This window comes from Geobacillus sp. G4, assembly GCF_040327975.1.
GTDB lineage: Bacteria > Bacillota > Bacilli > Bacillales > Anoxybacillaceae > Geobacillus > Geobacillus thermoleovorans.
On the sequence record NZ_JBEPJY010000014.1, the window covers coordinates 14733 to 31371 of the forward strand.

Sequence of the window (16639 nt, forward strand, 5' to 3'; positions counted from 1 at the left end):
CGCTGTAAAAATTTGTCCTGTATAATACATGTTAGCGATTGATGCGGTCGGGGGGATCAGCGTGGGGGAATGCTTGAAAGCAATGAAAGGGAAAGGTTATCATCAGCTGGACGATGAGCAGCTTGTTGCGCTCGTTCACGAAGGGGATGGGGAAGCACTTGATTTTTTAATCCATAAATATCAAAACTTTGTGCGCGCCAAAGCTCGCTCCTATTTTTTAGTCGGAGCTGATCGGGAAGATATCGTGCAGGAAGGAATGATCGGTCTGTATAAGGCCGTCCGTGATTTTAAGGGGGACAAGCTTTCCTCATTTAAAGCGTTTGCAGAACTTTGCATCACAAGGCAAATGATTACCGCGATTAAAACGGCGACCCGCCAAAAGCATATTCCGCTCAACTCTTACGTTTCCTTGGATAAGCCGATTTATGACGATGAATCTGACCGGACGCTGATGGATGTGTTGTCCGGCACGCAGGTGACGGACCCGGAACAATTGATTGTCAACCGCGAGGAAGTCGATGATATTGAACTAAAGATGGCGGAACTGCTCAGCGACCTCGAGCGGAAAGTGCTCGCTTTGTATTTGGATGGACGCTCATACCAGGAAATTTCCGAAGAGCTGAACCGCCATGTCAAGTCGATCGACAACGCGTTGCAACGCGTCAAGCGGAAGCTCGAGAAATATTTGGAATACCGCGAGATCAGTTTATAGCATCGCAACGCCGCATCATAAAGATGTCATTGACAGCGAAACAGCCAATATGATAAATTTTTATGGACATCTCGCAGGAACGGTGGAATGCTGATGCGCCAAAAAGTGACGCTGGCTTGCGTGCAGTGCGGAAGCCGAAACTATACGGCAGCAAAACAAATACGTCGCCTTGGTGAGCGCCTTATGGCCAACAAGTTTTGCTCAACATGCAACAAACATACAATCCATCGTGAAACGAAATAGACGGTGGAGATAGTTTTGAACGATGATGGAGGTACGAGTGATGCAGCGAGTAATCAACTTTTTAAAAGAAGTCGTACGCGAGCTGAAAAAAGTGAGTTGGCCAAACCGGAAGGAGTTAGTGAACTACACGGCGGTCGTGTTGGCCACGGTGGCGTTTTTCACCGTCTTTTTTGCCGTTGTGGACCTCGGCATTTCTGAGTTGATTCGCCTCGTGTTTGAATAAGCGGACGAAGGATATGTTATAATGAAAGATAATCGTGCGCGTATGGAACCCGGCAACGGGTTTTTGTTTTGCGCAAAAAACAAAACGAAAACCGCCTTGGGGAGGCTTGTTGATGGAGAAAAACTGGTATGTTGTCCATACATATTCGGGATATGAAAACAAAGTGAAAGCCAATTTGGAAAAACGCGTCGAATCGATGGGAATGCAAGATAAAATTTTTCGCGTCGTCGTTCCGGAAGAGACGGAGACGGACGTCAAAAACGGAAAACGGAAAACGACGAAAAAGAAAGTGTTCCCTGGCTATGTGCTCGTTGAGATGGTCATGACGGATGACTCATGGTATGTCGTGCGCAACACGCCGGGCGTCACTGGATTTGTCGGCTCAAGCGGAGCTGGTTCGAAACCGACGCCGCTTATGGAGGAAGAAGTAAAAATGATCTTGAAGCGGATGGGCATGCCGCTTGCCGAGGTTGACGTAGACTATGAGGTAAATGAAACGGTGCGGATCAAAGAAGGTCCGTTTGCGAACTTTACAGGGAAAATTGAAGCGATTGACCCGGATAAACATAAAGTGAAGCTGCTTGTCGATATGTTTGGGCGCGAAACACGGGTGGAGCTTGAGTTTTCGCAAATAGAAAAAATCTAATGGATAAAGAACTTGCAATTGATAGGGAAAAGTGATACTATTTTAAAGTCAGTATGTCTCTTAAACGGAGACATATGGCGGTGAACTTATACACTTGTATAAGGGAGCCGTTTTGTTTTTACGCTGATCCTCTCAACTGAACGGGAGATAGGAAAACGGCTCAGTAGACCGGAGCCGGATGAGTGGGAGGGGCAATCCCTAATACCACATCACGGACTTAAGGAGGTGTGTCTCGTGGCGAAAAAAGTAATCAAGGTCGTCAAACTGCAAATTCCTGCAGGGAAAGCGAATCCGGCGCCGCCAGTAGGTCCTGCGTTGGGTCAAGCCGGTGTCAATATTATGGCGTTTTGCAAAGAGTTTAATGCCCGCACGGCGGACCAAGCAGGGTTGATCATTCCGGTTGAAATTACGGTTTTTGAAGACCGTTCATTTACATTCATCACGAAAACGCCGCCAGCCGCTGTATTGCTGAAAAAAGCGGCGGGCATTGAATCGGGCTCCGGCGAACCGAACCGCAACAAAGTGGCGACAATTAAACGCGACAAAGTACGTGAGATCGCTGAGCTGAAAATGCCGGATTTGAATGCGGCGAGCATTGAGGCGGCCATGCGCATGATCGAAGGCACGGCCCGCAGCATGGGCATTGTGATTGAAGACTAAAGCCGGTGCGTCGTTTGTAGGGGAGGTTGCGTCATTGGGCAACCTCTCTCTCCATGAACAAAAACAGCAAGACGGGCCCGATGAATGGGCATCCGTCCGCTTCTTCGTTTTCGAAAGAAGCGAAGAACGTTCAATGTGGGAGGTTTTTCCGCTAAAACCACAATCGAGGAGGATTTTTCACATGCCGAAAAGAGGAAAGAAATACTTAGAAGCATTGAAGCTCGTCGACCGCTCCAAAGCATACCCGATTGCTGAAGCAATCGAGCTCGTGAAAAAAACGAACATCGCGAAATTCGATGCCACGGTGGAAGTGGCGTTCCGTTTGGGCGTCGACCCGAAAAAAGCGGACCAACAAATTCGCGGCGCCGTCGTCCTGCCGCACGGCACAGGGAAAGTGGCGCGCGTGTTGGTGTTCGCGAAAGGGGAAAAAGCGAAAGAAGCAGAAGCGGCTGGCGCTGACTATGTCGGCGATGCAGAATATATCAACAAAATCCAGCAAGGTTGGTTTGACTTTGATGTCGTTGTTGCTACGCCGGACATGATGGGTGAAGTCGGGAAACTCGGCCGCATTTTAGGGCCGAAAGGGTTGATGCCAAACCCGAAAACCGGAACAGTCACGTTTGACGTAGCAAAAGCGGTGCAGGAAATCAAGGCTGGTAAAGTGGAATACCGCGTCGACAAAGCGGGCAACATCCACGTTCCGATCGGCAAAGTGTCGTTTGACAACGAGAAATTGGCTGAAAACTTCGCGGCCGTCTATGAAGCAATTTTGAAAGCCAAACCGGCGGCGGCAAAAGGGACGTACGTGAAAAACGTCACGATTACATCGACAATGGGCCCTGGCATCAAGGTTGACCCGTCCACGGTTGCTGTTGCACAATAACCGTTGACTTTTGTTTGTCCGTCTGTTAAAATGCCATTTGGCTGAACAAATGAATATCATTTGTACCGTAGACAGTAGGTGCCTGTTTGAGGCTTAATTTCCTACCGAGGTATGTGGACGATAGAACAGCGCGCCCTGCGTCGGGGACGAGCGGCGGTGCGTTGAACGACACCTCCATGTCTACGCGGCATGGAGGTTTTTTATTGAGCAGACGGTATAAGTGGTATTCTCTCATTTTCCTTACAGGAGGTGCAGGACGTGTCGAGCGCGATTGAACTGAAAAAACAAGTGGTCGCGGAAATCGCAGACAAATTCCGGGCCAGCAAGGCAACCGTCATCGTTGATTACCGCGGCTTGAACGTGGCGGAAATGACCGAGTTGCGCAAACAGCTGCGCGAGGCAGGCGTCGAGTTTAAAGTGTACAAAAACACCTTGACCCGCCGGGCGCTCGCGGAAGTCGGCTTGGAAGGACTGGATGAAGTGTTCACCGGTCCAAATGCCATCGCCTTCAGCAATGAAGATGTCGTGGCGCCGGCAAAAATTTTAAGCGAGTTTGCGAAAACGCATGAAGCATTGGAAATCAAAGGCGGCGTCATCGAAGGGAACATCGCCAGCAAAGAAGAAATCGATGCGTTGGCGAAACTCCCGTCCCGCGAAGGGTTGCTTTCGATGTTGCTTAGCGTTCTTCAAGCCCCGATCCGCAACTTTGCGCTTGCGATTAAAGCGGTGGCTGACAAGCAAGAGGAACAAGGCGCGTAATGGCGCATCGATATGTGCTTAACAATCATTCAGAAAACAAAGGAGGAAGTTGTGATGACGAAAGAACAAATCATTGAAGCAGTGAAAAATATGACCGTATTGGAATTAAACGAATTGGTGAAAGCGATCGAGGAAGAATTCGGCGTAACAGCTGCGGCTCCGGTTGTTGTCGCGGGCGGCGCAGCAGCTGGCGCTGAAGCAGCGGCAGAAAAAACGGAATTCGACGTCATTCTTGCCGACGCCGGCGCGCAAAAAATCAAAGTCATCAAAGTCGTTCGCGAAATCACTGGCCTCGGCCTGAAAGAAGCGAAAGACTTGGTCGACAACACCCCGAAGCCGATCAAAGAAGGCATTGCGAAAGAAGAAGCAGAAGAAATCAAAGCAAAACTCGAAGAAGCTGGCGCGAAAGTCGAAATCAAGTAATGGCTGCGCCATTGAAAAAAGAGGCTTGCCCGAAGCAAGGGACGGCCTCTTTTTTGTTACACTATATATACGGAAGGCAGTGCAGCCTGTCGACAAGGAGGAGGGGATGATGATGAGCGAGCATTATTACTCAGTCAATCCGACGTCGGAGCGAAACCCGCAAACGTGGACGTACGTGTTGCGGGGGCATGAATTCCGCTTTACGACCGACAGCGGAGTGTTTTCAAAGCGCGAAGTCGACTTTGGCACACGCCTGTTAATTGAAACGTTCGAGGAGCCGGGAGTGGCTGGGGATTTGTTGGATGTCGGCTGCGGATATGGGCCGATCGGGCTTGCCTTGGCCAAATCGTTTCCAAACCGGCGCGTTCACATGATTGATGTCAACGAGCGGGCGCTCGAACTGGCGCAGGAAAACAAGCAGGCAAACGGGATTGACAATGCGGTGATTTACAAAAGCGATCTTTTTTCGGAAGTCGGAGAACAGCGATTTGCAGCGGTCGTCACCAATCCGCCGATCCGGGCTGGCAAACGGGTCGTTTACGCGATTTTTGAACAAAGCCGCGATCATCTGCTCGATCATGGCGAGCTATGGGTCGTCATTCAAAAAAAGCAAGGCGCCCCATCGGCCTTGCAAAAGCTGAACGAATGCTTTCCTGCTGTAGAAGTCGTCGCGAAGAAAAAAGGATATTATATCATAAAGGCGAAAAAATGTTGACACCGTTTTTTTATTGTGGTAGCATTATAAAATGCTAAATATGCACATTTCCCGTGCAGAGGGGATGACGTATAATTTTGGACGCAATGGAAACAATGATAAAATCAATAAACAACGAACCATATGGTTTTCTATTGGAATAGAAACCATTTTCTTTTTTTCTCCATTCAACTCAACGCCTGGTTTCCTCGCGCCGGGAGCGTGTTAAATCCCCTAAATGAAACGGCGGTGCACGCAACGAAGCCGTTTCCGCCCGGATGGCGGGGGCCGGCCGCATGCATGCCTAGTGCTTTGCCCCGGAATGACGGAGCGGCCAGTCCGCCTTGAAGGCATTGATTGCTGAGCAGAGCGGATGATGGAGCTGTTCCGGTTCCGGTTTTCACTAATGTCTACATTTGAGGGGTGAATCACTCTTGACAGGCCGACTAGTTCAATACGGGCGACACCGCCAACGCAGAAGCTATGCACGCATCAGCGAAGTGCTGGAATTGCCGAACTTGATCGAAATTCAAACGTCCTCCTACCAATGGTTTCTCGATGAAGGGCTGCGGGAAATGTTTAGGGAAATTTCCCCGATTGAAGACTTTTCCGGCAATCTCTCGCTTGAATTTATCGACTATAGTTTAGGAGAACCGAAATATACGGTCGAAGAGGCGAAAGAACGCGACGTTACATATGCGGCGCCGCTTCGCGTCAAAGTTCGCTTGATTAATAAAGAAACGGGCGAAGTGAAAGAACAAGACGTGTTTATGGGCGATTTTCCGCTCATGACGGAAACCGGAACGTTTATTATCAATGGGGCGGAACGCGTCATTGTTTCCCAGCTCGTCCGTTCGCCAAGCGTCTATTACAGCGACAAAGTTGATAAAAACGGCAAACGCGGCTACTCGGCGACAGTGATTCCGAACCGCGGCGCATGGCTTGAATATGAAACCGATGCGAAAGACGTCGTTTACGTTCGCATCGACCGCACCCGTAAACTGCCCGTTACGGTGCTTCTCCGTGCGCTTGGGTTCAGCTCCGATCAAGAAATCATCGATCTGCTCGGCGACAACGAATACTTGCGCAATACGCTTGAAAAAGATAATACCGACAGCACGGAAAAAGCGTTGATTGAAATTTACGAGCGTCTTCGTCCGGGAGAGCCGCCGACGCTTGAGAATGCGAAAAATTTGCTGGCGTCGCGCTTTTTTGATCCGAAGCGCTATGACTTGGCGAGCGTAGGCCGTTATAAAATCAATAAAAAACTTCATATTAAAAACCGCCTGTTCAATCAGCGGCTCGCGGAAACGATCATTGATCCCGAAACCAAGGAAGTCATCGCCGAAGCTGGAGCGATGATCGACCGCCGAACGCTGAATCGCCTGCTCCCGTATTTGGAAAAAGGGGTCGGCTTACAGACATACCGCCCGGCCGAAGGGGTGGTGGACGGGGACATTTCGGTGCAAACGATCAAAATTTATGCCCCGAATGACCCGGATGGCGAAAAAGTGATCAACGTCATCGGCAACGGCTTCATCGCCGAGGATGTCAAACATATTACACCGGCTGACATCATTGCGTCGATCAGCTATTTCTTCAACTTGCTCCACGGCGTCGGCGATACGGATGACATCGACCATTTAGGCAACCGCCGCCTCCGTTCGGTCGGCGAACTATTGCAAAACCAATTCCGCATCGGCCTGTCGCGCATGGAGCGCGTCGTGCGCGAGCGCATGTCGATCCAAGATACGAACACGATTACGCCGCAGCAGCTGATCAACATCCGCCCAGTGATCGCGGCGATCAAAGAGTTTTTCGGCAGCTCGCAGCTGTCACAGTTCATGGATCAAACGAACCCATTGGCCGAACTGACGCACAAGCGGCGTCTGTCCGCGCTTGGCCCTGGCGGATTGACACGTGAGCGCGCTGGGTTTGAGGTGCGCGACGTTCACTATTCGCACTACGGGCGGATGTGTCCGATTGAAACGCCGGAAGGTCCGAACATCGGACTCATCAACTCGCTGTCCACTTACGCGAAAGTGAACAAGTTCGGCTTTATTGAAACGCCATACCGGCGCGTCGATCCGGAAACAGGGCGGGTGACGGACCAAATCGATTATTTGACAGCCGATGAAGAGGACAATTACGTTGTAGCGCAGGCGAACGTACCGCTTGCGGAGGACGGCACGTTCCTTGAAGAAAACGTTGTCGCCCGTTTCCGCGGCGAGAACATCGTCGTCAAGCGCGATCGCGTCGACTACATGGACGTTTCGCCGAAGCAAGTCGTCTCGGCAGCGACGGCGTGCATCCCATTTTTGGAAAACGACGACTCGAACCGCGCGCTGATGGGAGCGAACATGCAGCGGCAAGCCGTGCCGCTGTTGGAACCCGAAGCGCCGATCGTTGGCACGGGGATGGAGTATGTTTCGGCGAAAGACTCGGGCGCAGCGGTCATTTGCAAGCACCGCGGCATCGTCGAGCGCGTCGAAGCAAAGGAAATTTGGGTGCGTCGGCTGATTGAAGTGGACGGCAAAGAAGTCAAGGGTGATCTAGATAAATATCGGTTGCTGAAATTCGTTCGTTCGAACCAAGGCACGTGCTACAACCAGCGGCCGATCGTGAAAAAAGGCGATATCGTTGAGAAGGGCGAAATTTTGGCCGATGGCCCGTCGATGGATAAGGGCGAATTGGCGCTTGGCCGCAATGTGCTTGTCGCTTTTATGACATGGGACGGTTACAACTACGAAGACGCGATCATCATGAGCGAACGGCTCGTCAAAGAAGACGTGTATACATCAATTCATATTGAAGAGTATGAAGCCGAATCGCGCGATACGAAACTCGGTCCGGAAGAAATTACGCGCGACATTCCAAACGTCGGCGAGGATGCGCTGAAAAACTTGGATGAACGCGGCATCGTCCGCATCGGCGCAGAAGTGAAAGACGGCGACTTGCTCGTCGGCAAAGTGACGCCAAAAGGAATGACCGAGCTGACGGCGGAAGAGCGGCTTTTGCACGCGATCTTCGGCGAAAAAGCGCGCGAGGTGCGTGATACGTCGTTGCGCGTCCCGCACGGCGGCGGCGGCATCGTCCTTGACGTGAAAGTGTTCAACCGCGAAGACGGCGACGAGCTTCCGCCGGGTGTCAATCAATTGGTGCGCGTCTATATTGTGCAAAAGCGGAAAATTTCCGAGGGCGACAAAATGGCAGGCCGCCACGGAAACAAAGGGGTTATTTCCCGCATTTTGCCGGAGGAAGATATGCCCTTCTTGCCAGATGGCACGCCCATTGACATCATGTTAAACCCACTCGGCGTTCCGTCGCGGATGAACATCGGGCAAGTATTTGAGCTGCACCTTGGCATGGCGGCGAAAAAACTCGGCCTGCACATCGCCTCCCCGGTCTTTGACGGGGCGACGGAGGAAGACGTTTGGAACATCCTCGAAGAGGCAGGTCTAGCGCGCGATGCAAAAACGGTGCTGTATGACGGACGGACGGGTGAACCGTTTGATAACCGCGTGTCGGTTGGGATCATGTACATGATCAAGCTCGCCCACATGGTCGACGACAAGCTTCATGCCCGTTCCACCGGCCCGTACTCACTCGTCACTCAACAGCCGCTCGGCGGCAAGGCGCAGTTCGGCGGCCAGCGCTTTGGTGAGATGGAAGTATGGGCGCTTGAGGCGTATGGGGCGGCATACACGCTGCAAGAAATTTTGACCGTCAAGTCCGACGATGTCGTCGGCCGTGTCAAAACGTACGAGGCGATCGTCAAAGGGGAAAACATTCCGGAGCCGGGTGTGCCGGAGTCGTTTAAAGTGTTGATCAAAGAGTTGCAAAGCTTGGGCATGGACGTCACGATTTTGACGAGCGATGAACAAGAAGTGAACATGGAAAACTTTGATGATGATGATGACCATGCACCGGATGCCATCATGGTGGACGTCAAACCGGCCGAACGGGAAGAAGCCGGCGAAGAGAAAGATGCGGTGACGAAAGAATAAACCGGCCATAACGGCCAGGCGGGGAGCTGTTCCCCGCCATTGGCCGCTTGAGCGAACGGAAAACCGACGGATCAAAAAGGGAGGTATACCCCTTGCTAGATGTCAATAAGTTTGAGTACATGAAAATTGGGCTCGCTTCCCCGGAGAAAATTCGTTCTTGGTCGTATGGCGAAGTCAAAAAGCCGGAGACAATCAACTATCGGACGTTAAAGCCGGAAAAAGACGGCTTGTTTTGCGAGCGCATTTTCGGTCCGACGAAAGACTGGGAATGCCATTGCGGCAAATATAAACGCGTTCGCTACAAAGGCGTCGTCTGCGACCGCTGCGGCGTCGAAGTGACGCGCTCGAAAGTCCGCCGCGAACGGATGGGCCATATTGAGCTCGCCGCCCCGGTTTCGCACATCTGGTATTTCAAAGGCATCCCGAGCCGGATGGGATTGGTTCTTGACATGTCGCCGCGGGCGCTCGAAGAGGTCATTTATTTTGCATCCTATGTCGTCACCGACCCGGGTGATACGCCGCTTGAGAAAAAGCAGCTGTTGTCGGAAAAGGAATACCGCGCCTATCGCGAGAAGTACGGTCAATCGTTCCAAGCGTCGATGGGGGCGGAGGCGATCAAAAAGCTGCTCCAAGACATTGATTTGGATAAAGAGGTGGCCGCGCTGAAAGAAGAGCTGAAAACAGCGCAAGGGCAACGGCGCGCCCGCATCATTAAGCGGCTTGAAGTGCTTGAAGCGTTCCGCAGTTCAGGGAACGATCCGGCATGGATGGTGCTTGATGTACTGCCGGTCATTCCACCGGAGTTGCGCCCGATGGTTCAGCTTGACGGCGGGCGGTTTGCAACATCGGATTTGAACGATTTGTACCGCCGCGTCATCAACCGCAACAACCGGCTGAAACGGCTGCTTGATCTCGGTGCGCCGAACATTATCGTCCAAAATGAGAAGCGAATGCTGCAAGAGGCGGTTGATGCTTTGATCGATAACGGCCGCCGCGGCCGTCCGGTGACCGGTCCGGGGAACCGTCCGTTAAAATCGCTTTCTCATATGCTGAAAGGGAAGCAAGGCCGCTTCCGGCAAAACTTGCTCGGCAAGCGCGTGGACTATTCCGGCCGTTCCGTCATCGTCGTCGGCCCGAACTTGAAAATGTATCAATGCGGCTTGCCGAAAGAAATGGCGCTAGAGTTGTTCAAGCCGTTTGTTATGAAGGAGCTTGTCGAGCGGGGCTTGGCGCACAACATTAAAAGCGCGAAACGGAAAATCGAGCGCGTCCATCCGGAAGTATGGGATGTGCTGGAAGATGTCATTAAAGAACATCCGGTGCTGTTAAACCGCGCCCCGACGCTGCACCGTCTCGGCATTCAGGCGTTTGAACCAACGCTTGTGGAAGGGCGGGCGATCCGTCTTCATCCGCTTGTTTGCACGGCGTACAACGCTGACTTTGACGGCGACCAAATGGCGGTGCACGTGCCGCTGTCAGCTGAGGCGCAAGCCGAAGCGCGCTTGTTGATGTTGGCGGCGCAAAACATTTTGAACCCGAAAGATGGGAAGCCGGTCGTGACACCATCACAAGACATGGTGTTGGGCAACTACTACTTGACGATGGAGCGCGAGGGAGCCATCGGCGAAGGCATGGTGTTCAAAGACACGGACGAGGCGCTGCTTGCTTACCATAACGGCTACGTCCATCTCCATTCGCGCATTGCCATTCATGCCGGTTCGCTGAAAAACGAAACGTTTACCGAAGAGCAAAACAACAAGTTGCTCTTAACGACCGTCGGCAAGCTCATTTTCAACGAAATTTTGCCGAATTCGTTCCCGTACATCAACGAGCCGACGACGGAAAACATTGAAGGGCGGACGCCGGACAAGTACTTCCTTGACAAAGGGGTCAACGTGCGCGAAGAAATTCGCAAGCGCGAACTCGTGCCGCCGTTTAAGAAAAAAGTGCTCGGGCAAATTATCGCTGAAGTGTTCAAACGGTTCAAAATCACCGAAACATCGAAGATGCTCGACCGCATGAAAGACCTTGGCTTCCAATATTCGACGAAGGCCGGCATCACGATCGGCGTGGCCGATATCGTCGTCCTGCCGGAAAAACAAGAAATTTTGGATGAAGCGCAAGCGAAAGTCGATACGGTTTTGAAGCAGTTCCGCCGCGGGTTGATTACCGACGAAGAGCGGTACGAGCGCGTCATCTCCATCTGGAGCGCGGCGAAAGACAAAATTCAAGACCGGTTGATGAAGTCGCTTGATAAACGCAACCCGATCTTTATGATGAGCGATTCCGGAGCGCGCGGGAACGCGTCGAACTTTACGCAGCTTGCGGGGATGCGCGGTTTGATGGCCAACCCGGCCGGCCGGATCATTGAGCTGCCGATCAAGTCGTCGTTCCGCGAAGGCTTGACGGTGTTGGAATACTTTATCTCGACGCACGGCGCGCGAAAAGGATTGGCGGATACGGCGCTCAAAACGGCCGACTCAGGCTATCTCACGCGCCGCCTTGTCGACGTGGCCCAAGACGTCATCGTCCGCGAAGAAGATTGCGGCACCGACCGCGGCATTTTGGCGCGGGCGCTGACGGATGGCACGGAAGTTGTCGTCAAGCTTGAAGAGCGGCTTGTCGGCCGCTATGCGCACAAAACGGTGCGCCATCCGGAAACGGGCGAAGTGATCGTCCGCAAAGACGAGATGATCACCGAAGATATCGCCAATGAGATCATTAAAGCCGGCATTACGGAAGTATGGATTCGCTCCGTATTCGCCTGCAACACGCGCCATGGCGTCTGCAAAAAATGTTACGGCCGCAACATGGCGACCGGCATGGACGTCGAAGTTGGCGAAGCCGTCGGCATTATCGCCGCTCAGTCGATCGGCGAGCCGGGCACGCAGCTGACAATGCGGACGTTCCATACAGGCGGCGTCGCCGGCGACGATATCACTCAAGGTTTGCCGCGGGTGCAAGAGCTGTTTGAAGCGCGCAACCCGAAAGGGCAAGCGGTCATTTCTGAAATCGACGGCACGGTTATTTCGATTAATGAAACGCGCGACAACCAATATGAAATCGTCGTGCAAAGCGAGGTCGAAACGCGTACGTATGTAGCGCCGTACAACGCGCGGCTGAAAGTCGAAGAAGGTCAGCGCGTCGAACGCGGCCAAGAGCTGACAGAAGGCTCGGTCGACCCGAAACAGTTGTTGCGCGTGCGCGATATTACATCCGTTCAAGAGTACTTGCTTCGTGAAGTGCAAAAAGTGTACCGGATGCAAGGGGTGGAAATCAGCGATAAGCATATCGAGGTCATGGTGCGGCAAATGCTGCGCAAAGTGCGCGTCATCGATGCCGGCGACACCGATGTGCTGCCGGGCACGCTGTTGGATGTCCACCAGTTTACGGATGTCAACGCCAAAGCTCTTCGCGAAGGGAAACGGCCGGCGACGGCCCGCCAGGTGTTGCTCGGCATCACGAAAGCGTCGCTTGAGACGGATTCGTTCTTGTCGGCTGCTTCGTTCCAAGAAACGACGCGCGTCTTGACGGATGCGGCCATCAAAGGAAAACGTGATGAACTGCTTGGCTTGAAGGAAAACGTCATTATCGGCAAACTCGTCCCGGCTGGAACCGGTATGGCCCGCTACCGGAAAGTGAAGCCGGCCGTCAAAAAGGAAACGGCTAGCGACACGGTGTCGTCCAAATAACGCGAACCAAGTGGCCGGCTAAGGCGCTCCTTGGCCGGCCATCATCTAATTAAAAATCCAGTTGACAATTGACAAAGAAAATGGTAGTCTAATAAAGGTGTTCCAACAACCTGGTACTTTGGAGGATATGTTACATGTCTTATGAAAAAGTATTACAGGCTGGAAAAATTGTCATTGGAACCAAACAAACGATAAGGGCTTTAAAGGAAGGGAAAGCAGCGGAAGTGATCGTGGCGGAGGATGCCGACTTGCCGATCATCGAAAAAGTGACCGCCGCCGCCAATGAGGCAAACGTGCCGGTCACAAAAGTCGATTCGATGAAAAAGCTTGGCAAGGCGTGCAAAATCCAAGTCGGTGCGGCCGCGGTGGCGATCCTTCGGTAACGTTTTGCCTTTCTCCCCTAAAACCTTTATTTGCATAAACGATGAACCACCTGGATATGTGGGCTTAAACGATGCATGCGAAAGGAGGATCTTTTCATGCCTACAATCAACCAATTGGTCCGCAAAGGACGCGAGAAAAAAGTCGTTAAATCGAAATCCCCTGCGTTGAACAAAGGGTATAACAGCTTCAAAAAAGAGCAAACGAATGTGTCGTCTCCGCAAAAACGCGGCGTTTGCACGCGTGTCGGCACGATGACGCCGAAAAAACCGAACTCGGCGTTGCGGAAATACGCCCGTGTCCGCTTGACAAATGGGATTGAAGTTACGGCGTACATTCCGGGGATCGGCCATAACTTGCAAGAACACAGCGTTGTGCTCATCCGCGGCGGACGTGTCAAAGACTTGCCGGGGGTACGCTACCATATCATCCGTGGGGCGCTGGATGCTGCAGGCGTAGCGAACCGGATGCAAGGTCGTTCGAAATACGGCGCGAAAAAACCAAAAGCAGCGAAAAAATAATGAAATGAAGAGAATGTTTTCCTGAAGGGAGGAAACACTATGCCACGTAGAGGCCCTGTTGCTAAACGTGACGTACTGCCAGATCCAATTTACAATTCGAAGCTTGTTACCCGTTTGATCAATAAAATTATGATCGACGGCAAAAAATCAAAAGCGCAAAAAATTCTTTACACCGCGTTTGATATTATCCGTGAGCGCACGGGTAAAGATCCAATGGAAGTGTTTGAGCAAGCGTTGAAAAACGTTATGCCGGTGTTGGAAGTGCGCGCTCGCCGCGTTGGTGGGGCGAACTACCAAGTTCCGGTCGAGGTTCGTCCGGACCGCCGCGTTTCTCTCGGTTTGCGCTGGCTCGTGCAATATGCACGTCTTCGCAACGAAAAAACGATGGAAGAGCGCTTGGCAAATGAAATTATGGACGCTGCCAACAACACGGGTGCAGCGGTGAAAAAACGCGAAGATACACATAAAATGGCTGAAGCGAACCGCGCGTTTGCCCATTACCGCTGGTAAGGAGCGTCGCCTAAAGGAAATAGGTGAGGAGGCACTGCGGTTGCCTATTCACCTATCTTCCTATATATTGCGGCCTTTCCGGTCGCGCGTGGGACAACTTCAAAGACAAGGGGATTGCGCCATCGATGGCGGCGCCATCTACTTATATTTCATATTTGAAGGAAGGAGAAAATAACCACTATGGCAAGAGAGTTCTCCTTAGAAAACACTCGCAACATAGGGATCATGGCGCACATTGACGCCGGGAAAACGACGACGACTGAACGGATCTTGTTCTATACCGGCCGCGTTCATAAAATCGGGGAAGTGCATGAAGGTGCGGCAACGATGGACTGGATGGAACAAGAACAAGAGCGCGGAATTACGATCACGTCGGCGGCGACAACGGCGCAATGGAAAGGCCATCGCATCAACATCATCGACACGCCGGGGCACGTCGACTTTACGGTCGAGGTTGAGCGTTCGTTGCGCGTATTGGACGGGGCCATCACAGTCTTAGACGCGCAATCGGGTGTTGAACCGCAAACGGAAACCGTTTGGCGCCAAGCGACGACATATGGCGTCCCACGGATCGTGTTCGTCAACAAAATGGATAAAATCGGCGCCGATTTCTTGTATTCGGTGAAAACGCTCCATGACCGCCTGCAAGCAAATGCCCATCCGGTGCAACTGCCGATCGGCGCTGAAGATCAATTCTCCGGCATTATCGACTTGGTTGAAATGTGCGCGTACCATTACCATGATGAGCTTGGCAAAAACATTGAGCGCATTGACATTCCGGAAGAATACCGCGATATGGCAGAAGAGTACCATAACAAGCTGATTGAGGCGGTCGCTGAGCTGGACGAAGAATTAATGATGAAATATTTGGAAGGGGAAGAAATCACGACGGAAGAGCTGAAGGCCGCGATCCGCAAAGCGACGATCAGCGTTGAATTCTTCCCGGTCTTCTGCGGTTCGGCATTCAAAAACAAAGGTGTTCAGCTGCTTCTTGACGGCGTTGTCGACTACTTGCCGTCTCCGGTTGACATCCCGGCGATTCGCGGCGTCGTTCCGGATACCGAAGAAGAAGTGACACGTGAAGCAAGCGATGACGCTCCGTTTGCCGCTTTGGCATTTAAAATCATGACTGACCCGTATGTCGGGAAATTGACGTTTATTCGCGTCTACTCTGGAACGCTTGATTCCGGTTCATATGTGATGAACACGACCAAAGGGAAGCGCGAACGGATCGGCCGCTTGTTGCAAATGCACGCGAACCACCGTCAAGAAATTTCGAAAGTCTATGCCGGTGATATTGCCGCAGCGGTAGGTTTAAAAGATACGACGACCGGTGATACTCTATGTGATGAGAAGCATCCTGTCATTTTAGAGTCGATGCAATTCCCAGAACCGGTCATTTCGGTGGCAATCGAGCCGAAGTCGAAAGCCGATCAAGACAAAATGAGCCAAGCGCTGCAAAAATTGCAAGAAGAAGACCCGACTTTCCGCGCTCACACCGACCCGGAAACGGGACAAACGATCATCTCCGGAATGGGCGAGTTGCATCTTGACATCATCGTCGACCGGATGCGCCGCGAGTTCAAAGTCGAAGCGAACGTCGGGGCGCCGCAAGTTGCCTACCGCGAAACGTTCCGCAAATCGGCGCAAGTCGAAGGCAAATTCATCCGTCAATCCGGCGGCCGCGGTCAATACGGCCACGTTTGGATCGAATTCTCGCCGAACGAGCGCGGCAAAGGCTTCGAATTCGAGAACGCCATCGTCGGTGGGGTTGTTCCGAAAGAGTATGTGCCGGCCGTCCAAGCTGGATTGGAAGAAGCGATGCAAAACGGCGTCTTAGCCGGCTATCCGGTTGTCGACATTAAAGCGAAACTGTTTGACGGATCGTACCACGATGTCGACTCGAGCGAAATGGCATTCAAAATCGCTGCTTCCTTGGCATTGAAAAACGCCGCGACGAAGTGCGATCCGGTTCTTTTGGAACCGATCATGAAAGTCGAAGTCGTCATCCCTGAAGAGTACCTCGGTGACATCATGGGCGACATCACGTCCCGTCGCGGCCGCATCGAGGGGATGGAAGCGCGCGGCAACGCCCAAGTCGTCCGGGCGATGGTGCCGTTGGCTGAAATGTTCGGTTATGCGACATCGCTCCGTTCGAACACGCAAGGACGCGGAACGTTCTCGATGGTGTTTGACCACTATGAAGAAGTTCCGAAAAACATCGCCGATGAAATTATCAAAAAAAATAAAGGCGAATAATTGATTTCTCTTGCTAGTTTCGCTAT

General features: G+C 52.2%; 15 protein-coding genes and 1 other annotated feature. All 15 genes read left to right on the top strand.

Annotation, left to right across the window (positions count from 1 at the left end; genetic code table 11):
* Positions 1-82: 82 nt before the first annotated feature.
* Positions 83-712 (top strand): RNA polymerase sporulation sigma factor SigH, encoded by a 630-nt coding sequence (gene sigH, locus ABS784_RS13850; RefSeq protein ID WP_020278980.1) that lies wholly within the window; start codon positions 83-85, stop codon positions 710-712.
* Positions 713-805: 93 nt separating this feature from the next.
* Positions 806-955 (top strand): 50S ribosomal protein L33, encoded by a 150-nt coding sequence (gene rpmG, locus ABS784_RS13855; RefSeq protein WP_075261442.1) that lies wholly within the window; start codon positions 806-808, stop codon positions 953-955.
* A gap of 40 nt (positions 956-995) precedes the next feature.
* Positions 996-1178 carry a preprotein translocase subunit SecE gene (secE, locus tag ABS784_RS13860; protein ID WP_012820481.1) on the top strand — a complete coding sequence of 61 codons (183 nt, stop codon included), beginning with the start codon at positions 996-998 and terminating at the stop codon, positions 1176-1178.
* A gap of 112 nt (positions 1179-1290) precedes the next feature.
* On the top strand, positions 1291-1824 hold the full coding sequence (nusG, locus tag ABS784_RS13865; protein ID WP_012820482.1) for a transcription termination/antitermination protein NusG: 534 nt from the start codon (positions 1291-1293) through the stop codon (positions 1822-1824).
* A gap of 234 nt (positions 1825-2058) precedes the next feature.
* Positions 2059-2484 carry a 50S ribosomal protein L11 gene (rplK, locus tag ABS784_RS13870; protein WP_011229608.1) on the top strand — a complete coding sequence of 142 codons (426 nt, stop codon included), beginning with the start codon at positions 2059-2061 and terminating at the stop codon, positions 2482-2484.
* A gap of 181 nt (positions 2485-2665) precedes the next feature.
* Positions 2666-3367: a 50S ribosomal protein L1 gene (rplA, locus tag ABS784_RS13875; protein ID WP_011229609.1), complete on the top strand. Its 702-nt coding sequence runs from the start codon at positions 2666-2668 to the stop codon at positions 3365-3367.
* Positions 3368-3414: 47 nt separating this feature from the next.
* Positions 3415-3578, top strand: a sequence feature (ribosomal protein L10 leader region).
* Between the two features lie 47 nt (positions 3579-3625).
* A complete protein-coding gene (rplJ, locus tag ABS784_RS13880; protein ID WP_011229610.1) occupies positions 3626-4126 on the top strand; it encodes a 50S ribosomal protein L10 in 501 nt (166 codons plus the stop codon).
* A 54-nt stretch (positions 4127-4180) separates the two neighbouring features.
* Positions 4181-4549: a 50S ribosomal protein L7/L12 gene (gene rplL / locus ABS784_RS13885; protein WP_012820484.1), complete on the top strand. Its 369-nt coding sequence runs from the start codon at positions 4181-4183 to the stop codon at positions 4547-4549.
* Positions 4550-4661: 112 nt separating this feature from the next.
* Positions 4662-5264 (top strand): class I SAM-dependent methyltransferase, encoded by a 603-nt coding sequence (locus ABS784_RS13890; protein WP_025039126.1) that lies wholly within the window; start codon positions 4662-4664, stop codon positions 5262-5264.
* Between the two features lie 413 nt (positions 5265-5677).
* Positions 5678-9250 carry a DNA-directed RNA polymerase subunit beta gene (gene rpoB, locus ABS784_RS13895; protein ID WP_011229613.1) on the top strand — a complete coding sequence of 1191 codons (3573 nt, stop codon included), beginning with the start codon at positions 5678-5680 and terminating at the stop codon, positions 9248-9250.
* Between the two features lie 92 nt (positions 9251-9342).
* Positions 9343-12942, top strand: coding sequence for a DNA-directed RNA polymerase subunit beta' (gene rpoC / locus ABS784_RS13900; RefSeq protein ID WP_021322058.1), 3600 nt, complete (start codon positions 9343-9345; stop codon positions 12940-12942).
* A gap of 134 nt (positions 12943-13076) precedes the next feature.
* Entirely contained in the window at positions 13077-13325 is a 249-nt protein-coding gene (locus ABS784_RS13905) for a 50S ribosomal protein L7ae-like protein (protein WP_011229615.1), read from the top strand.
* A 96-nt stretch (positions 13326-13421) separates the two neighbouring features.
* A complete protein-coding gene (gene rpsL, locus ABS784_RS13910) occupies positions 13422-13844 on the top strand; it encodes a 30S ribosomal protein S12 (protein ID WP_011229616.1) in 423 nt (140 codons plus the stop codon).
* A gap of 39 nt (positions 13845-13883) precedes the next feature.
* Entirely contained in the window at positions 13884-14354 is a 471-nt protein-coding gene (gene rpsG, locus ABS784_RS13915; RefSeq protein WP_011229617.1) for a 30S ribosomal protein S7, read from the top strand.
* A gap of 180 nt (positions 14355-14534) precedes the next feature.
* On the top strand, positions 14535-16613 hold the full coding sequence (gene fusA / locus ABS784_RS13920; protein WP_021322059.1) for an elongation factor G: 2079 nt from the start codon (positions 14535-14537) through the stop codon (positions 16611-16613).
* The last annotated feature ends 26 nt before the right edge of the window (positions 16614-16639 follow it).

Coding starts and splice junctions, on each gene's coding strand:
- sigH (WP_020278980.1), top strand. CDS start 83: ATGAAAGGGAAAGGTTATCATCAGCTGGACGATGAGCAGCTTGTTGCG.
- rpmG (WP_075261442.1), top strand. CDS start 806: ATGCGCCAAAAAGTGACGCTGGCTTGCGTGCAGTGCGGAAGCCGAAAC.
- secE (WP_012820481.1), top strand. CDS start 996: ATGCAGCGAGTAATCAACTTTTTAAAAGAAGTCGTACGCGAGCTGAAA.
- nusG (WP_012820482.1), top strand. CDS start 1,291: ATGGAGAAAAACTGGTATGTTGTCCATACATATTCGGGATATGAAAAC.
- rplA (WP_011229609.1), top strand. CDS start 2,666: ATGCCGAAAAGAGGAAAGAAATACTTAGAAGCATTGAAGCTCGTCGAC.
- rplL (WP_012820484.1), top strand. CDS start 4,181: ATGACGAAAGAACAAATCATTGAAGCAGTGAAAAATATGACCGTATTG.
- ABS784_RS13890 (WP_025039126.1), top strand. CDS start 4,662: ATGAGCGAGCATTATTACTCAGTCAATCCGACGTCGGAGCGAAACCCG.
- ABS784_RS13905 (WP_011229615.1), top strand. CDS start 13,077: ATGTCTTATGAAAAAGTATTACAGGCTGGAAAAATTGTCATTGGAACC.
- rpsL (WP_011229616.1), top strand. CDS start 13,422: ATGCCTACAATCAACCAATTGGTCCGCAAAGGACGCGAGAAAAAAGTC.
- rpsG (WP_011229617.1), top strand. CDS start 13,884: ATGCCACGTAGAGGCCCTGTTGCTAAACGTGACGTACTGCCAGATCCA.
- fusA (WP_021322059.1), top strand. CDS start 14,535: ATGGCAAGAGAGTTCTCCTTAGAAAACACTCGCAACATAGGGATCATG.